21 protein-coding genes are annotated in these 20654 nt (G+C 71.2%); 11 read left to right on the top strand and 10 right to left on the bottom strand.

Translation table 11 applies throughout. The features are described from left to right. Positions 1–62 precede the first annotated feature (62 nt). The 3 genes from B0E54_RS21510 to B0E54_RS21520 all read left to right on the top strand — a co-directional run bounded on the left by B0E54_RS21510 (position 63) and on the right by B0E54_RS21520 (position 2618). Entirely contained in the window at positions 63–1220 is a 1158-nt protein-coding gene (locus B0E54_RS21510; protein ID WP_234587605.1) for a sensor histidine kinase, read from the top strand. Further along, positions 1217–1858, top strand: a complete 642-nt coding sequence (locus tag B0E54_RS21515; RefSeq protein ID WP_234587606.1) for a response regulator transcription factor — start codon at positions 1217–1219, stop codon at positions 1856–1858. The genes B0E54_RS21510 and B0E54_RS21515 overlap by 4 nt, the downstream gene beginning before the upstream one ends. A gap of 70 nt (positions 1859–1928) precedes the next feature. Further along, positions 1929–2618: a phosphotransferase gene (locus B0E54_RS21520; RefSeq protein WP_234587607.1), complete on the top strand. Its 690-nt coding sequence runs from the start codon at positions 1929–1931 to the stop codon at positions 2616–2618. A gap of 79 nt (positions 2619–2697) precedes the next feature. Here the strand turns inward: B0E54_RS21520 and B0E54_RS21525 are convergent, their stop codons facing one another. The 3 genes from B0E54_RS21525 to B0E54_RS32805 form a co-directional block, all read right to left on the bottom strand. Continuing rightward, entirely contained in the window at positions 2698–3579 is an 882-nt protein-coding gene (locus tag B0E54_RS21525; RefSeq protein ID WP_234587608.1) for a fructosamine kinase family protein, read from the bottom strand. A 90-nt stretch (positions 3580–3669) separates the two neighbouring features. Next, positions 3670–4317: a response regulator transcription factor gene (locus B0E54_RS21530; protein WP_234587609.1), complete on the bottom strand. Its 648-nt coding sequence runs from the start codon at positions 4315–4317 to the stop codon at positions 3670–3672. Then, entirely contained in the window at positions 4314–5483 is a 1170-nt protein-coding gene (locus tag B0E54_RS32805) for a sensor histidine kinase (RefSeq protein ID WP_234587610.1), read from the bottom strand. Before B0E54_RS32805 ends, B0E54_RS21530 begins: the two co-directional genes overlap by 4 nt. Positions 5484–5558: 75 nt before the next feature. Between B0E54_RS32805 and B0E54_RS32810 the strand changes: the two genes are divergently transcribed. Together B0E54_RS32810 and B0E54_RS21545 are read left to right on the top strand one after the other, a co-directional pair. Further along, positions 5559–6152, top strand: coding sequence for a CDP-alcohol phosphatidyltransferase family protein (locus B0E54_RS32810; RefSeq protein ID WP_234587611.1), 594 nt, complete (start codon positions 5559–5561; stop codon positions 6150–6152). Next, positions 6149–6619, top strand: a complete 471-nt coding sequence (locus B0E54_RS21545; protein WP_234587612.1) for a VTT domain-containing protein — start codon at positions 6149–6151, stop codon at positions 6617–6619. The genes B0E54_RS32810 and B0E54_RS21545 overlap by 4 nt, the downstream gene beginning before the upstream one ends. A gap of 135 nt (positions 6620–6754) precedes the next feature. On the opposite strand, the gene B0E54_RS21550 is transcribed toward B0E54_RS21545, so the two are convergent. Both B0E54_RS21550 and B0E54_RS21555 read right to left on the bottom strand, forming a co-directional pair. Beyond that, a complete protein-coding gene (locus tag B0E54_RS21550; protein WP_234587613.1) occupies positions 6755–7960 on the bottom strand; it encodes an MFS transporter in 1206 nt (401 codons plus the stop codon). Positions 7961–7977: 17 nt separating this feature from the next. Next, complete coding sequence (locus tag B0E54_RS21555; protein ID WP_234587614.1) at positions 7978–8502, bottom strand: hypothetical protein; 525 nt, start codon at positions 8500–8502, stop codon at positions 7978–7980. A gap of 108 nt (positions 8503–8610) precedes the next feature. Here B0E54_RS21555 and B0E54_RS21560 point away from each other — a divergent pair, with 108 nt between their 5' ends. The 4 genes from B0E54_RS21560 to B0E54_RS21575 all read left to right on the top strand — a co-directional run bounded on the left by B0E54_RS21560 (position 8611) and on the right by B0E54_RS21575 (position 12022). After that, on the top strand, positions 8611–9033 hold the full coding sequence (locus B0E54_RS21560; RefSeq protein WP_234587615.1) for a GNAT family N-acetyltransferase: 423 nt from the start codon (positions 8611–8613) through the stop codon (positions 9031–9033). A 70-nt stretch (positions 9034–9103) separates the two neighbouring features. Continuing rightward, on the top strand, positions 9104–9595 hold the full coding sequence (locus B0E54_RS21565; RefSeq protein ID WP_234587616.1) for a YcxB family protein: 492 nt from the start codon (positions 9104–9106) through the stop codon (positions 9593–9595). A gap of 385 nt (positions 9596–9980) precedes the next feature. Beyond that, complete coding sequence (locus B0E54_RS21570) at positions 9981–11255, top strand: cellulose-binding domain-containing protein (protein WP_234587617.1); 1275 nt, start codon at positions 9981–9983, stop codon at positions 11253–11255. A gap of 155 nt (positions 11256–11410) precedes the next feature. Beyond that, positions 11411–12022 carry a YdeI family protein gene (locus B0E54_RS21575; protein WP_234587618.1) on the top strand — a complete coding sequence of 204 codons (612 nt, stop codon included), beginning with the start codon at positions 11411–11413 and terminating at the stop codon, positions 12020–12022. A 111-nt stretch (positions 12023–12133) separates the two neighbouring features. On the opposite strand, the gene B0E54_RS21580 is transcribed toward B0E54_RS21575, so the two are convergent. From B0E54_RS21580 to B0E54_RS21600, 5 genes are all read right to left on the bottom strand, one after another. Beyond that, entirely contained in the window at positions 12134–12436 is a 303-nt protein-coding gene (locus tag B0E54_RS21580; protein ID WP_234587619.1) for a transcriptional regulator, read from the bottom strand. 3 nt (positions 12437–12439) lie between these two features. Continuing rightward, a complete protein-coding gene (locus B0E54_RS21585) occupies positions 12440–12895 on the bottom strand; it encodes a hypothetical protein (protein ID WP_234587620.1) in 456 nt (151 codons plus the stop codon). A 147-nt stretch (positions 12896–13042) separates the two neighbouring features. Then, entirely contained in the window at positions 13043–13795 is a 753-nt protein-coding gene (locus B0E54_RS21590) for a GNAT family N-acetyltransferase (RefSeq protein ID WP_234587621.1), read from the bottom strand. Positions 13796–13799: 4 nt separating this feature from the next. Then, positions 13800–14804, bottom strand: coding sequence for an RNA polymerase sigma factor (locus B0E54_RS21595; protein WP_234587622.1), 1005 nt, complete (start codon positions 14802–14804; stop codon positions 13800–13802). 262 nt (positions 14805–15066) lie between these two features. Then, entirely contained in the window at positions 15067–17130 is a 2064-nt protein-coding gene (locus B0E54_RS21600; protein ID WP_234587623.1) for a glycogen debranching N-terminal domain-containing protein, read from the bottom strand. Positions 17131–17724: 594 nt separating this feature from the next. Here B0E54_RS21600 and B0E54_RS21605 point away from each other — a divergent pair. Together B0E54_RS21605 and B0E54_RS21610 are read left to right on the top strand one after the other, a co-directional pair. Beyond that, on the top strand, positions 17725–19041 hold the full coding sequence (locus B0E54_RS21605) for a cellulose binding domain-containing protein (RefSeq protein ID WP_234587624.1): 1317 nt from the start codon (positions 17725–17727) through the stop codon (positions 19039–19041). A gap of 552 nt (positions 19042–19593) precedes the next feature. Further along, a partial coding sequence (locus B0E54_RS21610; RefSeq protein WP_234587625.1) for a non-reducing end alpha-L-arabinofuranosidase family hydrolase occupies positions 19594–20654 on the top strand: 1061 nt, incomplete at its 3' end.

The following is a 20654-nucleotide window of genomic DNA, read 5'->3' on the forward strand; positions in this document are numbered from 1 at the left end:
TGCAGACGGGTCTGCAACCGTGCGCCGATGCTGCCGTGGCGACATCGGTCTAGGTTTTAACGGTGCAGACCGAGGAGCCGACGCTGACCCGCCTGCGGGTCGTGCGGTGGATGCAACTGCTGACACCGCTGATGCTGTCGTGGTTCGTGTGGGCCGCCGCCACCGCCGAGCCTGGATTCGGGCTGACCGGCAGGCGATTGATCGTCGTGCTGGCCACCGCCGTGTTCGTGGTCGGGGTGTTCGGCCGCAACGCGGTCGCCGACCTGCCGATCCGACCGGCGTACGTGGTCTTCGTCGGGGCGATGCTGGTCAGCTCGGTGACGCTGGTGGCGGTGCAGCCCGGCGGGCCCGCCTCGGTCGCGGTGCTGGTGGCGGTGCTGTGCGCCGCGACCGGACTGATGCCCGTCCGGGTGGCCGTCCCGGTGTTGATCGCGGCTTTCGTGGTGCTCGAGATGGTGGCCTCGATCACCGGGCAGGACTTCGGCTTCCTGGCCGTGCTCGCCGGGTTCGCCGTACTGTTCGGCCTGATGTATCTGGCGTTCCGCCTGGCCGAGGCGCAGCGTGAGACCAAGCGGCTGCTCGCCGAGTTGGAGGCCGGTCAGGTGGCGCTGGCCGAGGCGGCCGGACTGGCCGAGCGCCAGCGGCTGGCCCGCGAGATGCACGACGTGCTCGCCCACTCATTGTCGGGGCTGTCGCTGCAACTGGAGGGCGCTCGCATGCTGATCGCCGAGGATCCGACCGACCCGCGCCTGCCGGCGGTTGTCGACCGTGCCCACCACCTCGCCCGTACCGGCCTGCAGGAGGCCCGCCGGGCCATCGGCATGCTGCGCGACGACGACCTGCCCGGACCGGACCGGCTGGCCGCGCTGGCCGCGCAGTTCACTCGCGACCAGGCCGTACCGTGCGACTTCGTGGTGTCGGGGGAGCCGCGCCCGCTGCAGTCGGAGGCGCGGCTGGCGCTCTATCGCGTGGCGCAGGAGGCGATGACCAACGTGACCAGGCACGCGTCTCCGGCGCGGGTTTCGCTGCACCTCACCTACGAGTCGACGGTCACCCGCCTGATCGTCGAGGACTTCGCCGCTCGACCGCCCGTGGTCCCCGACGAGACCGACGGTTACGGGTTGACCGGGATGCGTGAGCGGGCCGAGCTGCTCGGCGGGACGCTCAGCGCGGGCGCGACAGCCCAGGGGTTCCGGGTCGAGTTGGCGGTGCCGGCGTGATCCGGGTGCTCATCGCCGACGACCAGCGGGTCGTCCGCGAAGGGCTGGGCATGGTGCTCTCTCTGATGAAGGATGTCGAGGTGGTGGGTGGGGCCGCCGACGGCGCCGAGGCGGTCAGGCTGGTTCAGGCCGCGCGGCCGGATGTTGTGCTCATGGACCTACGGATGCCGCGGTGCGACGGGATCGAGGCCACCCGCCGCCTACGCGTCGAGGCGCCCGAGGTCAGGGTGGTGGTGCTGACCACCTACTCGGACGACCGGTCGGTGCTGGACGCGTTACGGGCCGGCGCCCGGGGCTACCTGACCAAGGACGCCAGCGGCGAGCAGATCCACGAGGCGCTGCGGCAGGTGGTCGACGACCACGCCGTCATCGACCCGGCCGTTCAGCGGCACGTCGTCGATGCCATCGCGGCCGAGTCGACGTCACCGCCGAGGTTTCCCGACGGTCTGACGCCGCGCGAGGCCGAAGTGCTGTCACTGATGGCCCAGGGCCTGTCCAACGCGGAGATCGCCACTCACCTGACGGTGAGTGAGGCGACGGTGAAAAGCCACGTCAACCACCTGTTCGCGAAGATCGGTGCCCGAGACCGGGCGCAGGCCGTCGCCTACGCCTTCCGACATGACCTGGGCGGGTCGTGACTCCCCGCTGACGCGGCGCTCCCCACGATCAAGGGCATTGCTGGCTGGTTGCGTCGGTTACTGTCGCAGCGTGACGGACGCGGTCCCTCTGGCATCGGGCCGAGACGCTGACGTCTTCGCCATCGACGATCGGCGCGTCCTTCGCCGCTACCGCCACGGCGGAGACGTGGCCGCCGAGGCCGCCGTCATGGCGTACGTGGCGGGTCTCGGGTTCCCGGTACCCACCGTCCATCAGGCGCGCGGTGCCGATCTCGTCATGGAACGACTGGACGGGCGCACCATGCTGTCGGCGCTCCTGGCCGGTGAGGTGGATGCCGTTGAGGCGGCCACGTGTCTGGCGGATCTGCAACACCGGCTCCACGCGTTGCCGCCCCGGCTCGGCGAACGCGACGACGCCCGGATCCTGCACCTCGACCTGCACCCGGACAACGTCATGCTGACGTCACGAGGGCCTGTCGTCATCGACTGGCGCAACTCCACCGAGGGGCCGGCGGAGCTCGATGTCGCGCTCTCCGCGGTCATCCTCGCCCAGGTGGCGGTCGAGGAGGACCATCACCTGGCGCCGCCGGCCGCAACGCTGTTGGCAGCGTTCCTCGACCGCGTCGGGGTCGGCCTGCTGACCGTGCTGGACAGCGCCCTGGCGATCCGGCGCAACGATCCGGCTCTCACCGGCCGTGAGCGGGAGCTGCTCGGCGCCGCTGCCGCCCTCATCACCGGTCACCGCTCGGGCCGGGAGACGACGTCGGTCGACGGCGTCTGACGTCCTCATGTCGCGAGCGTCCCGCCTGCCCGGGCGCGGCATCGGCAGGGGTGGGACGATCGTCGCCACCGCTTCGTCGTCACGGACGCTTGCGGAACGGGGCGAGGACGGCCCGGATCTGGTCGGCCGCGCCCCAGTCGTCATCGAACTGGGCCAGCACGGCGAGGTGTTGCCGCAGCTGGACGATCGGCATTCGGGCCTGCCAGCCGCTGTCGAGCGAGGTCAGGTCGGCGTACACGTCGAACATCCGTCGCGCCTCGGGCGGGGGCGAGGTCGACCACACGTGGGCGAGGTCGACCTCGGCCCACATGTACGACACGGCCGGGTCGATCAGCGCGGGCTGCCCGTCCGGAGTGGCCAGGATGTTCTGTGCCCACAGGTCGCCGTGCGTGAGGCAGGCCGGCCGGTCCGGCAGCAGGTCGGGCAGGCGGTGACACAAGCGCTCCAGCGCCGCCCGGTCACCGGCGTCCAGCGCCGCCTCGACGCGGGGCTGCCCGAGCCACCGCAGCAGCCGGTGCTGCGCGAAGAAGGCGTACCCGTCGTCGCTCCACGTGTTGATCTGGCGGCGACGGCCCAGCCAGTTGTCGTGGTGCCATCCGAAGCGGGGATGGGTCGTGCTCGTGTGCAGGTGCGCGAGGACGTGCGCGAACTGCTCCCAGAAGACCTCGCTGCGTGGCCTCGCCTCCAGCATCGACAACACGAGCAGCTCCCGGTCCGCCAGGAGCACCTCCGGTGTCGCCACACCGCCGAGCTCGCGGAGGGCCGCCAGTCCGTCGGCCTCCGCGACGAAGACGTCGTCGGCCGGAGCTTCGGCGAACGCCTTGACGAACACCTGCGGCGCGTCCCGTCGGGTGGCGATGCCCGCGAGCGCCGCGAGGCCGCCCGTCACCGGTTCCACAGCGACGATGTCGGGCATCCTGGGTTGGAGCAGGCGCTCCAGCAGGCCGGTCGTCGAGCGCATCGGGTCCGACTCCTCGGGTGCGGCGGTTCGCGTCGCGCAATCCTAGGCGGCGGACGGCCCCTTGTGGAGGATCGAGGGGCCATCGACGGGTCACGGTGTGAGGCCGGCCCGGATCGCCAGGATGGCGGCGCCCACTCGGTCCCGGCTGCCGGTCTTGGCCAGCACGTTGGTGACGTGGGTCTTGACGGTGCTCATCGAGAGGTAGAGGCGCTCGGCGATCTCGTTGTTGTTGAGTCCGGCACCGACCAGGGCGAGCACGTCGGTCTCCCGAGGCGTCAGCTGGTAGACCGCCAGGTCCACGCGGGCGGCCGGTCCGGTGGCGCGGAGCCGGTCGAGAACGGCGCCGGTGACCTCGGCGGAGAGGATGGCCTCGCCGGCGGCGACGGCGCGTACCGCGGCGATCAGGTCGGCTGCGCCGCACCGCTTGAGGAGGAACCCGCGCGCGCCGGAGGCGATGGCGTCCAGGACGTAGGCGTCGTCGTCGAAGGTGGTCACGACGATCACGGCCGGAGCGTGCGGGATCGCGGCCAGCTCGCGGGTGGCCTGCAGGCCGTCGAGCACCGGCATGCGGATGTCCACGAGGGCGACGTCGATGCGGGGGTCACGACGCACGGCGTCGAGGAACTGCCGGCCGTCGGCAGCCTCGACGGCGACGTGGATGTCGGGTTGGGTCCGCAGGATCAGGCTGAAGCCGTCGCGGATCAGCTGCTGGTCGTCGACTATCGCTACCCGGATCACGGGTTCGCCACCGGCAGGTTGACCTGCACCATCGTGCCGCCGCCGGGGCGCTGCGTCAGCTCCCAGCTCCCACCGCGCGCCCGTACGCGCTCCTCGATGCCCAGCAGGCCCGAACCACGCCGGGGCGTCCGGGGCGGCCCGACGCCGTCGTCGCTGACCCGCAGACGGGCGTGGTCGCCGACGCGGACCAGTTCGACCCAGGCGGCCGTGGCCTTCGCGTGGCGGGCGATGTTGGTGAGGGCCTCCTGGGCGATGCGGTAGGCGGTCAACACGCCGACCTCGTCCAGACCCGGCGCGGGGTCCACGCTTACCCGTACCGTCACGCCCTGCTGGCGCAGCGGCTGCGCGAGCAGCTCGTCGATGTCGGACAGGCGGGGCTGCGCGCTCACCGCGATCGCCGCCTGCGGATCGCGCAGGTGCACGACGAGCGTGTCGAGTTCACTCAGCGCGGTGCGACCGCTGCCCGCGATCGCCCGCAGCGCCGCCCCCGGGTCGGCGCTGAGCTGGCCCGCCTCGGCCTGGACCACCATCGCGGTGACGTGGTGACCGACCACGTCATGCAACTCGCGGGCCAGGTTGGTGCGCTGTTCGAGCCAGGCCGCCTGGCCGCGCAGGTCGTCCGCCTCCCGGGTGAGCGCGCGGCCGCGGGACCACGACCGCAACAGGATCGCCAGGAGATAGCCGACCGTCACGAAGACGAACGGCTGCTCGTACATGCCGCGCCCAGTGAGCAGCGCGGTGGCGAGGGCGCCGGCCGCGCCGAGCAGGCCAGCCAGCCACCCCAGCCACGGACGCCGGGCCGGGTCTTCGCACGTCGAGACGAACACCAGGCAGGCGGCTGCGAGGCCCAACTGCACCGACTCGCCGGTGCTCACGATCGCCACGAACCCGGCGCAGGCCGCGAAGACCAGGGCGCGGTAGCGCTGCCGCAGCGCCGCCGCACCGAGGCCTACGGGCACCACCAGCCACGCCCAGCCCGCCGGCACGGACAGGCCACCCTCGGCGGTCGTGATCACGAGAGCGATGATCAACCCCGCCGCACCGTACGCCAGCCGGCGCACCCGCTCGGGGTCCCGCAACCACTCCCGGATGTCGGTCATCACCTGGACAGTCTCCGCGACCAGCTCGGAGGCCGGCCAGTACCTGGGTACCAGATCGGGCGGCACCCCGGTGCTGCCCCGGCGAGCAGATCGGCACCACGGCACGTTCCGCCGAGACGCGTACCGCACGACGCTTCTGGGGTGACTCTCGTCGACTCCCGCGCCGCCATCAGTGTCGGCCCTCTCCGTACGGTTCCCAACTACATCACCGCCGTCCGCACGGTCGCCGCGGTCACCGTCGGGGTCGCCGCCCTCGTCGCGGGATCGGTGGTATTTCTGGCGGTAGCGTACGGTATCTACTGGATTGGCGACATGCTCGACGGCTGGGCCGCCCGGCGGCTCGGGCAGGAGACCCGGGCCGGGGCCGTCCTCGACATCGTGAGCGATCGCGCGTGCACCGCCGTACTCTGCGTGGGCTTGATCTCCCTCGTGCCCGACGTCGCGGTCGTGGCCCTGGTGTTCCTGCTGTCGTTCCTGGTGCTGGACACCATGCTGTCGCTGGCCTTCCTGTGCTGGCCGGTGCTCAGCCCCAACTACTTCCACCTGGTCGACCGCCAGGTGTGGGCGTGGAACTGGTCGCCCGTGGCCAAGGCCGCCAACACCGCCGGAGTCGTCGGCACCATCGCGTTCGGCCAGTACCGGCTCGCGCTGGCCGTGGCCGTCGCCGTCGTCGTGGTCAAGCTGTGGTCGGTCGCCGCGGTGGCCCGGCTGCTCGACCGGGACGGCCGGGCGTGAGCAGCCTCGCCGAGGCCGTGGTGGCGCTCGGTTACGGCCTCGCGTCGGCCCTCGTTCCGGTCGTCAACGCCGAGGCGTACGTCGTGGTCGCCGGCCACCGTGGCGGCCCCGTTGTCGTCGCCGTGCTCGCCCTGGCGCTCGGGCAGACCACCGGCAAGCTGCTCCTGTTCGAATCCGCGCGCCGTGGAACGGGACGGCTGGCCCGCAGGCTCGGGAGACAGAGCGGGTCAGGTCGTACGGCGGCCCGAGCCGCCCGGTGGACCGGGCCGATCCGGCGCTGGCTCTCCCGCCGCCGCACCGCCGTTCCCACAGTTCTGGTCTCCGCCGCGGTCGGGGTCCCACCGCTGGCCGTGGTCAGCGTCGCCGCCGGCACCGTGGGCCTGCGCCGCTGGGAGTTCGCCGTCGCCTGCCTCGTGGGGCGGGTGATCCGTTTCGCCCTCCTCGTCCTGCCGGCGACGCTGGCCTGACCCCGTCGTCAGGTAGCTGTGATTGAGCAAGGTGGCTCACCCGTGCCCGCCGACACGCTCGCGACAGCGCCGGTGGTTCCACCCCAGGGCGGAAGATGTCGATCCACGTAGGCACGGGCGATGGACCGGCCCGTGTCACCCGGCGCGGCGGATCACCAGTGGACCGCGCCGACCCAGTGCCCACACGGCGAGCGCGAAGCAGCAGAGACCCATGCCCGCGATCATGACGGCTGTCCAGCCACCCGCGGACCAGAGCGTGGTCGCGGCGGCGGAGCCGATGGCAGCGCCGACGAAGTTGCCGGACGCCAGTGCCGTGTTCAGCCGGCTGCGGGCCTCGTCGGACAGGGCGAACAGCCGCGCCCGGTTGAGGAGGGCCTGCGTCTGGAGAGCGACATCGATCATGACGATCGCGACGATGAGCAGCGCGACGGACCGGCTGGCGAAAGCCGCGACGACGAAGGCGCCGAGGGCCAGTGTCCACGCCATCCCGGTGGCCGGAAGCGACCAACCACTGTCGTGCAGACGACCGCCGCGCAGGCTGGAGAGGACGCCGGCGAGGCCGGCCAGTCCGAACATTCCGATCACCGCTACCGGGTATCGAAATGGTGGGCCGCTGAGCAGGAACGTCAGCGCCGTCCAGAACAGCGAGAACGCGGCGAACCCGGTGGCGGCCAGGGCCAGCGTCCAGCGGGCCGCCCGCTCACGCCGGACAACCGCGCCGACCGAGGCGATGAGCTGCGGGTATGGCATGCGTGTGCGCGGTGCCAGCGGTGGAATCGCCCGGTACAGCAGGACCGCGAGCAGAACGGCGACGGCCGCGGCGAGGGCGAAGGTCGTACGCCACCCGGCGGTACCGGCGACGAACCCGCTGATCGTGCGGGAGGCGAGGATGCCGCTGAGGGTCCCGGAGCCGACGACCCCGACGATCCGACCCCGGTGGGCGTCGCCGGCCAGGTCACCGGCGAGCGGCGTGAGGACCTGCCCGGAGACCGTCGTGACGCCGAGGACCGTCAATGCGAGCAGGAGCACATCGAACGACGGCGCCAGCGCGCACAGCAGCAGTGCGGCGGCCGAGGCCACCAGCAGCACCGGGACGAACCGGCGGCGGTCCAGGGCGTCGCCGAGCGGCACGAGCAGCAGTACGCCGACGGCGTACCCGGTCTGCGTCGCGGTGACGAGCCAGCCGGCCGTCGCGGTGGAGGCACGCAGGTCGCCAGCGATGACGTTGAGCAGCGGCTGTGCCCAGTACAGGTTGGCGATCGCCGCTCCGGCTGCCAACGCGAGCAGGAACGTCAGCCAGCGACCCATCTCGGGCGGCGGTGCCGTGCCGGACGCTGCCACCCCGCCACGCTAGTGGATTACGGCTTGCGACGGAGTTCGCGCAGCACGCCGTGGCGGCGCACGGCCCACGCGAGGCGTCGGACGCTCGGGTGCCGCACGAACAGTGCCGCCGCCCTGCGGATCAGGCCGAAGCGGTTGTCGCTGACCTGGTTCTCCATCGCCTGCCAGATCAGCTCGCGCACCTTGGCGCTGTCCAGGGCCGCCCGTACCTCACGACGTACCGCAGGGTCCTCGGCCGCCGCGGCGATGGCGGCGGCCAGGCCCGGACGGGCCGCAAGCGGCTCCACCGCCGCGGCGACGAGCGGCCGGCGCACCTCGTCCTGCTCCAACAGCAGCAGTACGGCCTCCCGGATCTCGACCGTTTCCAGGCCCGAGCGCAGCAGGCTCAGCAGGCTGCGCTCGACCTCGCCGTCGTGATCCGGGACGGACAGCGTGGCCAGCAGCACGGACACCTCGTCGAGGTCGATGAGGTGTCGCACCCCGCTGCGGAACTCCGGCAGCTCCCAGGCGACCTGGAGAGCCCTGACGAGATCGCGGTTCATGCGCCATCCGCTACCCGCAAGCGCCCGCCGGCGAAACTCCGCCGGCCTGCCCGGCACGACGGGCCGCTCGGGCGCCCGCCGGCGCCGTGCTCGCCTAGACTCCGACGGGTGGACGTGCGCAAGGGCGGCGTGGCGGACGCGGCGGCGCTCGCGGAACTACGCGGCGTCGACGGACACAAGCTCGGGGCGTACGCGGACTGGGTGGCCGCCCACGCGGAGACCCACCTGCCGTTCGTCGCCGAACTGGACGGGCGTGTGGTCGGAGCCGCCTGGCTCCTCGTCGCCCAGCGGGTGCCCAGCAACGAATCGATGGGCCGGTGGTACGGCGACGTGCAGTCCGTCGCGGTCCGCGAGGAGTACCGCGGTCGCGGTGTCGGTGGTGCGCTGATCGCCGCGATCCTGGCCGAGGCCCGGACGCGGGGGCTGCTGCACGTCACAGTTCACTCCAGCCGCCGCGCGGTCGACTTCTACCTGCGCAACGGGTTCGTCCACGACCGTGAGCTCCTGCTCTGGGAGCCGCCCGCCTCCTGACCGGACGGGTATCCCGCACGGGCGACGGGTCCGGCGGTGCCCGGGGCGGTCGGGGAACTATCGTGCTGGGGTGCACATCCGTTTCGACGTCCCCGCTGATCCCGACTACCCGGGTCGCGTGGCGGCCACGCTCGGCGGTGTTCGGCTGCGCCGGTACAGCTACGTCGGCGCGGTGCTGGCGGCGGTGGGGGTGATCGGTCTGATCGTCTCGCGCGGGTTCGCGTCCGGCGAGCGGTCGACACCGCTGTGGATGGCGTTGCTCGTGGGTGGCGTGCTGTCGATGCTGTACCTGCCGTGGGTGCGGTGGCGCGCACGTCGCCGCTCCGGTCGTTACGCCGTCGAGGGCGGCTACGACATCACCGACGACAACATCATGATGCGCAGCGGCTCGGAGTCCGGTGGTATCGCGTGGGACGGCGTCGCCCAGGTGAAGGACACCCCGGACTTCTGGATCGTGTACGTCGGGCGGATGCCGGCGACCGTGATCCCCCGGTGGTTGATGTCCGCCGAGGATGCCGAGACGCTGCGGGCGTTCATGGCCGACCGCGGGCTGCTCCGCTAGGCGCGACCTCGTGTGCCGCATCGCGGCGGGCAGAGCACGGCGAGGACCCGACGTTTCAGGATCGGTGTCGGGGCTGGGCGAGGAAGCGCAGGTACTCCGGCCGGTCGAACGGGTTGCCCTCGGTGCGGGACCGGTGCGGCGGGCCGCCGGACACCCTTGATTCGATAGGAATCTGTCAATAGATTGAGGGCGGGCGCCGCCGAGGTCCGGGCAACCGGGCCGTCGGCGACTGACAGGTCCACCCCGAGCCGGGCACGTCGGTCGTACGCATCGACCAGTCGCTGTGGCGCATCGCCGCGCCGCACCCGGCGCGTTGTCGCGCCGCGTCCGTCACGGACGCGCGCTGCCGCGCCGATTCCCCAGCTTGATGGCAGAAGGACTTCTCATGACGATTCTCCGCGCCCGCCCCGCCCCGACCCTGGCGGTCGTCGCCGCGCTGGCCGCCGCCGTGACCGCGACCGGAACGGCAGTGCTCGTGGTGCCCGCCGCGGCCGCACAGGGCTGCCGGGTCGACTACACGCCCAACCAGTGGCCCGGCGGCTTCACCGCCAACGTCAAGGTCACCCCCGGCGACAGCGCCGTCTCCAGTTGGACCGTCACCTGGACGTACGCCGGGGACGAGCGCGTCACGAACGGCTGGAACGCCACGGTCAGCCAGTCCGGATCGACGGTGACCGCCCGCAACATGTCGTACAACGGCAGCATCCCGGCCGGCGGCGCCACCGAGTTCGGCGTGCAGGGCACGTACGGCACCAGCGGCGGGTCGCCGAGCGGGTTCAGCCTGAACGGCGTGCCGTGCAACGGCACCGGGCCGACCCCGACGACCGGCGTGCCCACCACGCCGCCACCGACGACACCTCCGCCCACGACGCCGCCGCCGACCACCCCGCCGCCGACCACGCCTCCGCCCACGACGCCTCCGCCGACGACGCCTCCGCCGACGACGCCACCGCCCACCACCCCGCCGCCGGTCGGATGTGCCGGTGCGGTGCTCTGCGACGGCTTCGAGAACCAGACGGGCTCGACGCCGTCGGGTGACTGGACGGTGGTGAACCCGGACTGTTCCGGCGCCGGCACGGCCACCATCGACACGACCACCGCGCACAGCGGCAGCCGGGCGGTCCGGATCAACGGCGCGGCCGGTTACTGCAACCACGTCTTCATCAGGTCCACCAAGAACCTCAGCAGCGTGGGCAGTGTGCGGTACGGCCGGATCTGGGTGCGGCACACCACCGCCCAGCCCACCGACCACACGACCATGATGGCGATGGCCGACGCCGCCGACGGCAACAGGGACCTGCGGATGGGCGGCCAGAACGCTGCCCTGCAATGGAACCGCGCCTCCGACGACGCGACCCTGCCCGAGCAGAGCCCGGCCGGGGTGGCGCAGAGCGTGCCGCTTCCCACCAACCGGTGGACCTGCCTGGAGTTCATGGTGGACGGCTCGGCCGGTCAGCTGCGTACCTGGCTGGACGGCACGGCGATCGCGGGGCTGACCGCGGACGGCGTACCGACGCACGACATCGACGGCCAGTGGTACAACCGCACCTGGCGTCCGCAGCTCACCGACCTGAAGCTCGGCTGGGAGAGCTACGGCAACGGGGCCGACACCCTCTGGTACGACGACGTAGCGGTCGGGTCCAGCCGGATCGGCTGCTGACCCTCCGGAACCTGGCAGGAGACAGCTGGATGTGCCAAGGGTGTGGCCCGGTCGACGTGTCACACCCTTGGCCGTTCCGACTGCCCCGGTCGGCGGTCGGGTCGGGATGTCCACCGACAGCCGTAGCTGTCACAGGGCGGCGATAGCCTGCTGCGATGGCGAGCGCCGAACTGGAAGAGTTGATCGTCACGGACGCCGGCGCGCTGCGCGCATGGTTGTCGGAGAACCACGCCACGTCGCCCGGCGTCTGGCTCGCCCTGACCAAGAAGGGCGGCACGGTCACCACGCTGACCTGGCAGCATGCGGTCGACGAGGCGCTGTGTTTCGGCTGGATCGACGGGCAGGCCCGCAAGCGGGACGAGCAGTCCTCCTGGATCCGGTTCACCCCTCGCCGGGCCCGCAGTGTCTGGTCCCGACGCAACGTCGAAAACGTCGCCCGGTTGGAGGCGCAGGGACTGATGATGCCCGCGGGCCGCGCGGTGGTGGAGGCCGCGAAGGCCGACGGCCGGTGGGCCGCCGCGTACGCCCCGCCGTCGGAGGCCGAGGCGCCGGCCGACCTGCTCGCCGCCATCGCCGCCGAACCCGCCGCCCAGGCGATGTTCGACGTGCTCACGAAGACCAACAGGTTCGCGCTCATCTACCGCCTCAACGCCGTCAAACGGGCCGAGACCCGCGAGCGGAAGATCGGCGAGTTCGTCGCCATGCTGGCCCGCCACGAGACCGTCTATCCGCAGAAGGCGCGGCCGGAGGGCGCCCCGCCTTCGTGATCACGGCGCTCCGCTGACCCTGACCCGGGGCGTCGAACAGGTCCGCCCGACCGCGCGCCGCGACAACGACGTCCGCCGACCGTACGCGCCCCGGCAACCGCGAAAGGGCTCTCAGTCGGCGCCGTCCACGCGGGCGACGATCTCGCGCAGGGCGGCGATGTGGGCGCTCAGGGCGGCCCGACCGGCCGTGGAGAGGTTGATCCAGGTCCGTGGGCGCTTGCCCACGTAGCCCTTGCGTACCTCCACGTACCCGCCGTCGCTCAACGTCGAGATCCGCTTCGACAGGGCGGAGTCGCTGAGCTCCACGGCGTCGCGGACGAACGCGAACTCGGCCCACTCGGTCCCCGCCAGCAGCGCCAGGATGGCCAGCCGGGTGGGATCGAGCAGGGCCGGGTCCAGCTTCGGGTCGGCCACCGGTCAGGCCGTGCGGGTGAGCACGCGGTGCTGCCACCACGGGCCGGCGGCGGCCAGCAGGACACCGATGAGCACGCCGCTCCACAGCCAGACGTGCGGGACGTCCAGAGCGGTGGCGAGCGCGGTGCCGCCGATCAGCAGGGCCAGCACCAGTGCCGACCACAGCAGGCTGGCCGGGCTGGGGACGATGCGCGGGCGCACCGGCCGGCGCAGCAGGGTTGCGCCCCACCGGGTGTTGCCCGCCATGGAGAGCAGCAGCAGCAGGATGACGATTGTGGTGCCGTACGTGCGCACGAAGTCCGGATACCGGTCCGCGAGGACTCCGTAGGCCGCGACGAAAACACCGGCCCCGAGCCAGATCCACCGTGACCGGCTGGCGGCCGCTGCGGTCTGACCCCGCCGCCGGTCGACGTCCTGCAGAGCCCGTCGTGCCTCTTCGGGTGTCGGAGTGGTGCTCATCAGGCAGCTCCTCGGGGTGGGGCAAGTACTTGCTCGTACGGAAAGCTAACACTCACTTTCCGTACGAGCAAGTACGTGCCGGGGCGGGAGGTCCCGGGTGGCAGTGCTGCCGCCCGACAGTCATGGACCGGGCGGCAGCGCTGGGAGTCACTCCGGGAGTTGGTAGAGGCGGTAGCGGGCGACGGTCTCGAAGCCGATCTGCCGGTACACCGGCTCGCCCTCGCTGCTCGCCTGGAGCGTGACGATCTGCCGTCCCGACGCACGGGTGAGGCGCAGCGCCTCGCGGGTGAGCGCCGTGGCGATGCCCCGCCGACGGAAATCGGGGTCGGTGGCGATGCAGTACAGAGCGCCGATGTCGGTGCCGAGCGACAGGGTGCACGTGCCGACGGTGCGGCCGTCGATCGTGCCCGCGAGGCGGACCACGTCCGGGTAGGCGAAGTTCAGCTCCCGGTCGACGGCGAGGCCGGGATCCCCGGGGAGGCCGAGCGGCCCGGCGTACGCACCGACGTACTCCCGCATCTCGGACGGGTCGGCGACGTGCCGGATCCGCAGGTCGCTCGGCGCATCGACCTCGGCCACGGTGGTCACGTCCACCGCCATCACGGGCATGTCGGCGATCTGCTCCGCGCCGCGGTCGAGCAGGCCCTCGGCGGTGCCCTCGTCGCTGTCCGCCCCCACCCACCAGCCCCAGTGCGAGCCGGTCAGGTGCTTCCTCGCCTCCGTGATCGCCTCGTCGAGTGGCAGATCGCGGACGCGAAGGACCCCGTTGAGCAGCGGGTGCGCAATGTCGGTGCGATAGGTGGGCAGGTCGGTGTCGGGGTCGGTGCCCGCCCAGCCGCACCAGTACCGGCGGTTGGCGGCGAGCTGCGGTTCCAGGTCGTGGATGGAGTACGTGGTCATACCCTCAGGACATCCCTGGGCTGGCAGAAGTTCGATTCGCCGCGGAAGAAATCTCCGGCCGGGCCGGCCGCGGGGTGTGCAGGAGGCGCACCTCGCGTACCAGGCCCCCTTTCTCCCGCAGCAGCCAGGTCGCGCCGGGCGGGCAGTGGAACGGGTCCTCCGGCGGGTTGATGAAGGCGTTCTCCCAGATCGTGATGCCGGAGCCGGCCAGCACTCCGGTGATCTTGTGGCTGACACCGAGGTCGTTGTCCTGCCGAATGACCGCGAAGAGTGGTTCCCTCCCGATCGTCCGGGTGCCGTCCGGCCAGCAGAAAACCATGTCCTCGGCCCAACGCGCGGCCACCTTGGTCACGGACGCGCCATCGGCCACCGCCGACAGGATCGTCGCCGCCTCCTCGCGCCGCTCGGCGCGCAGCGTCCCGGCCCCGTCGTGCCGCGCGTCCCGGACGCGGGGGAGGACCTCGGCCAGCTGCCGACGTGCCTCGCTGAGGCGGCTGCGGACGGTGCCGACCGGAGTCCCGCACAGCTCCGCGATCTGCTCGTACGAGTTGTTCTCGGTGAAGTAGCGCAGCAACGCCACCGTCTGGGCGGCCGGCGACAACTGCTGCAGCCCGTGCCAGACCCAGTCCCGCATGGCGCTCTGCTCGATGCGGGCGACCGGGTCGTCGAGCTCCGAGGCGAGCAGGTTCTCACCTGCCACTCCGACCGGCACGGGCCTGCGCGCGCGCAGCATCGTCCGGCAGTTGTTGCGGACGATGGCGTGCAGCCACTGTCGCACCGCGCCGGGGTCGCGCAGCTCACCGATCCGGCTGAACGCCGCGATCGCCGCGTCCTGGCAGGCGTCCTCGGCGTCGGGCCCGCCGCCCAGAATGCGGTGGGCCACGGCGAGCATGCCGGCGTAGTGACAGTCGAACAGCAGCGCGAAGCTGCGGGGATCGCCCTGCTGGGCGCCCCGGACCAGCTGCGCCGTGTCGTCGGCCGGCACGGGTCTCGAGGTCGAAAGGAGCATGCCGGAACGCTAGCTCGACCTCCACGAGAAGTGGTTTTTCCCGAATCTCGACAGCCAGGGCCAAAGCGGGCAATGGAAGCCGGATGACGCGCCGAGCCACGCACAGACCTGGGCGGTCGAGAGCAACGGCAACCACCCCAAGCTGGCGGACATGGCCGCGTCCGGTCAGGCCGGCCCGAAGGACGTCGTGACCGAGCACGAGCCGCTCACCGACGCGATCGGCGCGTACCGCGATTTCGATCTGCGCAGCCCCGGGCGCCGCTCAGGCGGAGGAGGGCAGGGGCGAGCCCGAGGCGTCGACGGTCTGCCGCGTCCCGTGCACGGTGACGCCGGTCAGCCGGATGCTCCCCAACGCCTCCGGGATGCGCGGATCGGTGCCGAGACGGCCGTCGCGGACGTCGAGCCCGAGCATCGACCGCAGGAGCAGCAGGGGTGCGCCGCTGGCCCAGGCCTGGGGGTTGCAGGCGGTGGGGTAGGGCACGGGCCGTCGTCCGAGCGATCGGTCGTACCCGGAGAACGCCTCGGGCAGGCGGTAGTCGAAGTGTGCCGCCGCATCGAGCATCGCCATCGCGATCCGGTTGGCCGCATCCCGGTGGCCGTACCGGGCGAGCCCGGCCGCGATGATCGAGTTGTCGTGCGGCCACACCGTGCCGAGGTGGTAGCCGATGGGGTTGTACCCCACATCCTCGGTGGACAGGGTCCGGACACCCCAGCCGGAGAACATCGCGTCGGACATCAACTGCCGAGCCACCGCGGCGGCGCGATCGGGCGGGACGATTCCGCTCCACAACAGGTGGCCCATGTTCGAGGTCATCGAGTCGATGGGCCGCTTGTCGGCGTCGAGGCCGATCGCGTAGTAGCCGCCGCGCGTCGGCAGCCAGTAGTCACGGTTGAACCGCTCGCGCAGATCGGCGGCCTCGCCCCGCAGGCGTCGCGCCAACGGGGCGTCGGCCCACGGCCCGTCGGCGAGTTCCGCGGCGCGGAGCTTGGCGTCGTAGGTGTAGCCCTGGATCTCGCAGGTGGCGACCGGCAGGTCGGGGAGCCTGCTGTCGGCGAACTGCACACCGTCCGGTGAGTCGCGCCAACACTGGTTGCGCATCCCGTCGGGGGAGCGCGTGGCGTACTCGACGTAACCGTCGCCGTCGCGGTCTCCGAATTCGTCGATCCACCGCAGAGCGGCGTCGGCGTTGGGCCGCAACTGCCGCACCAACGCGTCGTCGCCCGTCCACCGCCAGTACTCCGAGAGCAGGATGAGCCACAGTTGGGTGGTGTCCGCCGAGCCGAAGCAGGGGCCGTACGGCGCGATGCCGAGCTGCGTCAGCTCCCCGGAGCGGAACTCGTGCAGGATCTTCCCGGGCTCCTGGTCGCTGAAGTGGTCGACGGTGTTGCCCTGGTGCGCGGCGAGCGTCACCAGCGCACCGCGCGCGACGTCCGGTCCACAGCTGATGCTCTGGTAGGCGGTGACCAGCGTGTCCCGCCCGAACACGGTCAGGAACCAGGGCATCCCGGCGGCCAGCAGGACGACCTTCTCGCCGTTGATCTCCTTGACGATGCGCATCGACAGCAGGTCGGCGGCGGACTTGTGATAGACGTTGCGCAACAGTTCCGAATCCGCGCTGAGGTCCGGCTTGTTGGCCACCCACCGCGATGCCAGGTCGTCGGCGTCGGGGTCGTGTGCCTCGCCGAAGGTGCGGCCGCGCGGCCGGTAGTCCGCGCCCTGGCAGTTCAGCAGCACGCGAAGCTCGCAGTTCCAGGTGTCCCCTCGCCCCAGGTGCACGTCCCAGACCAGCGCGTCGCCTTCGACCTGTTCGGCAGGTGGGTCGGCCTCGACTGTCGTGCCGGCCGACCAGTGCGAGTTCTGGTAGCAGAAGCGCAGGGCCGAGCCGTCCGACAGGTGGGTTCGCCGGATGTCGGCCCGTCTGCTCCGCCCCGCCCGCTTGATCTCGAAGAGGTCGGCGAAGTCCACACCAACATCCAACCGCAGGCGTACGCGGACCGGTTCCGTGCCGAAATACTGCACCGCGATCCGCTCGTGCATGCCGTCTCCGACGAACCGTTCCCGCCGCACGCCGATCCTGTTCGCCTGCAGACCCGGCAACTCCGGATTGGCGAGGAAGAACGCCGCGGAATAGGCATCGACAGCGCTGGCGCTGAGCACGAGTGGGGCGAGCCCGTCGAGAGTCAGCTGCCAACGGCTGAGGTAGCGGGTGTCGTCGTGCACCAGACCGGCGATGGAGTCGCCCGGCACGTCACCTGTCGAATTGGACAACATGAAGGTCCGGCCTTCAAAGATGCCGATGGAGTCCGAGCCCAGTTCCGGGGGCATGTCGCGATTGGCGCCGCCGTGAGCCTGTTCCTGCTGTTGCGTCGGCCGCGAATTCATGGCACCCGCACCTCCCCGTTTGGCAGGGGCGGCCCCGCCGTGCACGTTCGCAGTCTAGGACTCGAAAAGATGACCTCGCTGCGATATCGAAGGGCACTGCCAGCGGCGTCCGCAAACCCGGGGCCGGGCCGCTCCGTCCGCTGTGGCCGGTTCCGCGGCACTCGGCCGGTTGAGGATGTTATCGATAACATGCTATCTTTCGGCGCGGGAGCGAAGGGCACGCTCCCAGTCACCTCAGTCAATCGGCAGAGGCACGCCGAGGGCTCTCCCTCGGGCCGCTTCGCCGGTCGGTGACCAGTCCGGGCCGCTCCGCCACTGCCAGGCGACCGCAGGCGGTCGTCGGACGACCCTGGTCCGGCTGCACTCCCCGCTTTCCTTGCCCCGTCACGGACAACCCCGGCAGCGACGGTACGGCCCGTACGCGACCCGTGTGCGCCATCCGGCCCCAGGAGCATGCCGGCCCGCACACCGGTGCGAACCGACTCGTCGACGGCGAGGTGCATGTCCTACGGACGATCAACGGCAAGGAGTCGAGCAATGGTCAAACGGAGACAACTCTTCTCGTTCGTCGCGGCCGCGGTGGTTTTCGCCGCGGCGACAGGTGGTGCGCTGCGCGGCGGATTCGGCACCGAGGCGGTGGCCGCCACCAACGGCACGCTCGCGGCGACTGCGGGCTGCGGCAAGGCGCCCACTCTCACCAGCGGGACGCGCACGATTTCCAGCAGCGGCCAGAATCGCAGCTACATCCTCCAGATCCCGGGCGGTTATGACAGGAACCGTCCGTACCGACTGATCTTCGGCTTCCACTGGCTGAACGGCTCGGCCAACAACGTCGCCTCGGCCGGCTACTACGGGCTGGCGCCGTTGTCGAACAACAGCACGATCTTCGTCGCGCCCCAGGGCATCGACGCCGGCTGGGCCAACACGAACGGTCGGGACCTGACCCTGTTCGACGACATCTCCCGGCAGGTCGAGAACGACCTCTGCGTCGACACGACCCAGCGTTTCGCCCTCGGCTGGAGTTACGGCGGGGCCATGAGCTACGCGGTGGCCTGCGCCCGACCCACAGTCATCCGCGCGGTCACCGTGCTCTCCGGCGCCAACCTCAGCGGCTGTAACGGCGGCACCCAGCCCGTCGCGTACTTCGGCATCCACGGCATCCACGACAGCGTGCTGAACATCTCCCAGGGCCGGGCGTTGCGCGACACGTTCGTCCGGAACAACGGCTGCACCGCACAGAGCCCGCGCGAGCCCAGCCAGGGCAGCCTCACCCACATCACCACCACCTACTCCGGCTGCCGCGCGGGTTACCCCGTGCAGTGGGCCGCCTTCGACGGCGACCACACCCCGAGCCCGGTCGACGGGTCGTCCAGCCCCAACGACTCCAGGACCTGGACCTCGGCGGAGATCTGGCGATTCTTCAGCCAGTTCCAGTCCACCACGCCGCCGACCACGCCCCCGCCCACCACGCCTCCGCCCACCACGCCCCCGCCGACCACGCCGCCTCCCACCACGCCGCCGCCGACGACGCCGCCGCCGACCGGGGAGCCGGGCAGCTGCGCCGCCACCTACCGGGCCGTCAACAGCTGGCCGGGCGGCTTCCAGGGTGAGGTCACCGTCGCCAACAACACCGCCACCTCCATCAGCGGCTGGACCGTACGCCTGACTCTGGCCAGCGGCCAGGCCATCAGCAGCCTCTGGAACGGTACCAACACGGGCACCACCGGCAACGTCACTGTCCGCAACGCCGCCTACAACGGCGCCCTGGGGCCGAACGCCTCGACCACCTTCGGGTTCACCGCCACCGGCAACGGTGACACCGCGCCCAGCAACGTCACCTGCACGAGCCCCTGACCACCTGAGCCCGGGGTCCGGAGCCACCAGCTCCGGGCCCCGGGTCGGGGTTCGACCCGGCGGTCACCGCCACGGCGGGCAGCGTTCGCGCGGCGGGCCGTGCGTCCGGTGATACGAGCTTCGGCGGCACGCCTGTCGGAGCGCCGACGCCCGAGGCGGCCGTGACCAGGTCATGAGTCGACGTCGATGTTAGCGCCACCATCCCGGATCTTCCGAGGCGCCTTGCCCGTTCGAGGACCGCAGGCGGGTGTGGTGGCCGCGCATGATCAGCGTCGATGGGCTGCGCCGTGCGTGGGCGCGGATCGCCGGCTCACCGAAGCGCCAATGTTACGACTTGACGAACAGCATGTTATCGCTCACAGTCGATGGTCAAGGGCGGCGGCGGCTACGGCTTACGGGGCGGGCCTGCTCCGCCAACCTTGGTTCAGGCGTGCGTCCACAGCATGCAGGGGATCTTGTTAGCGCGAACATTCCCGACGCATGCACCCGGTCGCGTGTCGCGGTGCGCCCAGCTTCGGGTGACCGTTCGGCTCCTGGTGATTGAGGAGGATCATGTCTGCCTTTGGTAGGTCTCCGTCGACGGCACCGCCCTCGCGGCGGCGAGGGTGGTTGGTGCGGGCAGTGGCCGCCGGCGCGGCAGCGGTGGTGGTCGCCGGCGCCGCAGCGATGGCGGTGTCGTCACCCGCGTCAGCGGCGACTGTGGACACCGGCGCGTGGTACGTGTTGGTGAACCGCAACAGCGGCAAGGCTGTGGACGTGTACAACCTGGCCACGAACGACGGTGCGCGGATCACGCAGTGGACGCGTAACAACGGCAACCAGCAGCAGTGGCAGTTCGTGGACTCCGGGGGCGGTTATTACCGGGTCAAGTCGCGGTTGTCGGGCAAGGTGCTGGATGTGTCCGGTCGTTCGACGGCCAACGGCGGGGCGATCGTGCAGTGGTCCGACAACAACGGCACCAACCAGCAGTTCCGGTTGGCCGACTCGGACAGCGGTTATGTGCGGTTGATCAACCGCAACAGCAACAAGGCGATGGAGGTGCAGGGCGCGTCGACCGCCGATGGTGGCAACATCGTGCAGTACGACGACTGGAACGGCACCAACCAGCAGTGGCAGCTCGTGCGCGTCGACGGCGGGGGCAACCCGACCACGCCGCCGCCCACCACGCCGCCGCCGGGCGGCACGTGTGATCTGCCGTCGTCGTACCGGTGGTCGTCGACCGGCGCATTGGCGCAGCCCAAGTCGGGCTGGGTGTCACTCAAGGACTTCACCGTCGCTCCGTACAACGGGCGGCAGTTGGTCTACGCGACCACCCACGACTTCGGCTCGTCGTGGGGCTCGATGAACTTCGGGTTGTTCACCAACTGGTCGGACATGGCCTCGGCCAGTCAGAACACCATGAACAGCGGCACCGTCGCGCCGACCCTGTTCTACTTCGCGCCTCGCAACATCTGGGTCCTTGCGTACCAGTGGGGCGGCGCCGCGTTCTCCTACCGCACCTCCACCGACCCGACCAACCCCAACGGCTGGTCCGCCGCGCAGACCCTGTTCACCGGCAGCATCTCCGGCTCCGGCACCGGCCCCATCGACCAGACCCTCATCGCCGACAGCAC

It is taken from the genome of Micromonospora sp. MH99, from assembly GCF_021442385.1.
Taxonomy (GTDB): Bacteria; Actinomycetota; Actinomycetes; order Mycobacteriales; family Micromonosporaceae; genus Micromonospora.

Coding starts and splice junctions, on each gene's coding strand:
- B0E54_RS21525 (WP_234587608.1), bottom strand. CDS start 3,579: ATGCGCTCGACGACCGGCCTGCTGGAGCGCCTGCTCCAACCCAGGATG.
- B0E54_RS21555 (WP_234587614.1), bottom strand. CDS start 8,502: ATGAACCGCGATCTCGTCAGGGCTCTCCAGGTCGCCTGGGAGCTGCCG.
- B0E54_RS21570 (WP_234587617.1), top strand. CDS start 9,981: ATGACGATTCTCCGCGCCCGCCCCGCCCCGACCCTGGCGGTCGTCGCC.
- B0E54_RS21575 (WP_234587618.1), top strand. CDS start 11,411: ATGGCGAGCGCCGAACTGGAAGAGTTGATCGTCACGGACGCCGGCGCG.
- B0E54_RS21585 (WP_234587620.1), bottom strand. CDS start 12,895: ATGAGCACCACTCCGACACCCGAAGAGGCACGACGGGCTCTGCAGGAC.
- B0E54_RS21590 (WP_234587621.1), bottom strand. CDS start 13,795: ATGACCACGTACTCCATCCACGACCTGGAACCGCAGCTCGCCGCCAAC.
- B0E54_RS21595 (WP_234587622.1), bottom strand. CDS start 14,804: ATGCTCCTTTCGACCTCGAGACCCGTGCCGGCCGACGACACGGCGCAG.
- B0E54_RS21600 (WP_234587623.1), bottom strand. CDS start 17,130: ATGCCCCCGGAACTGGGCTCGGACTCCATCGGCATCTTTGAAGGCCGG.
- B0E54_RS21605 (WP_234587624.1), top strand. CDS start 17,725: ATGGTCAAACGGAGACAACTCTTCTCGTTCGTCGCGGCCGCGGTGGTT.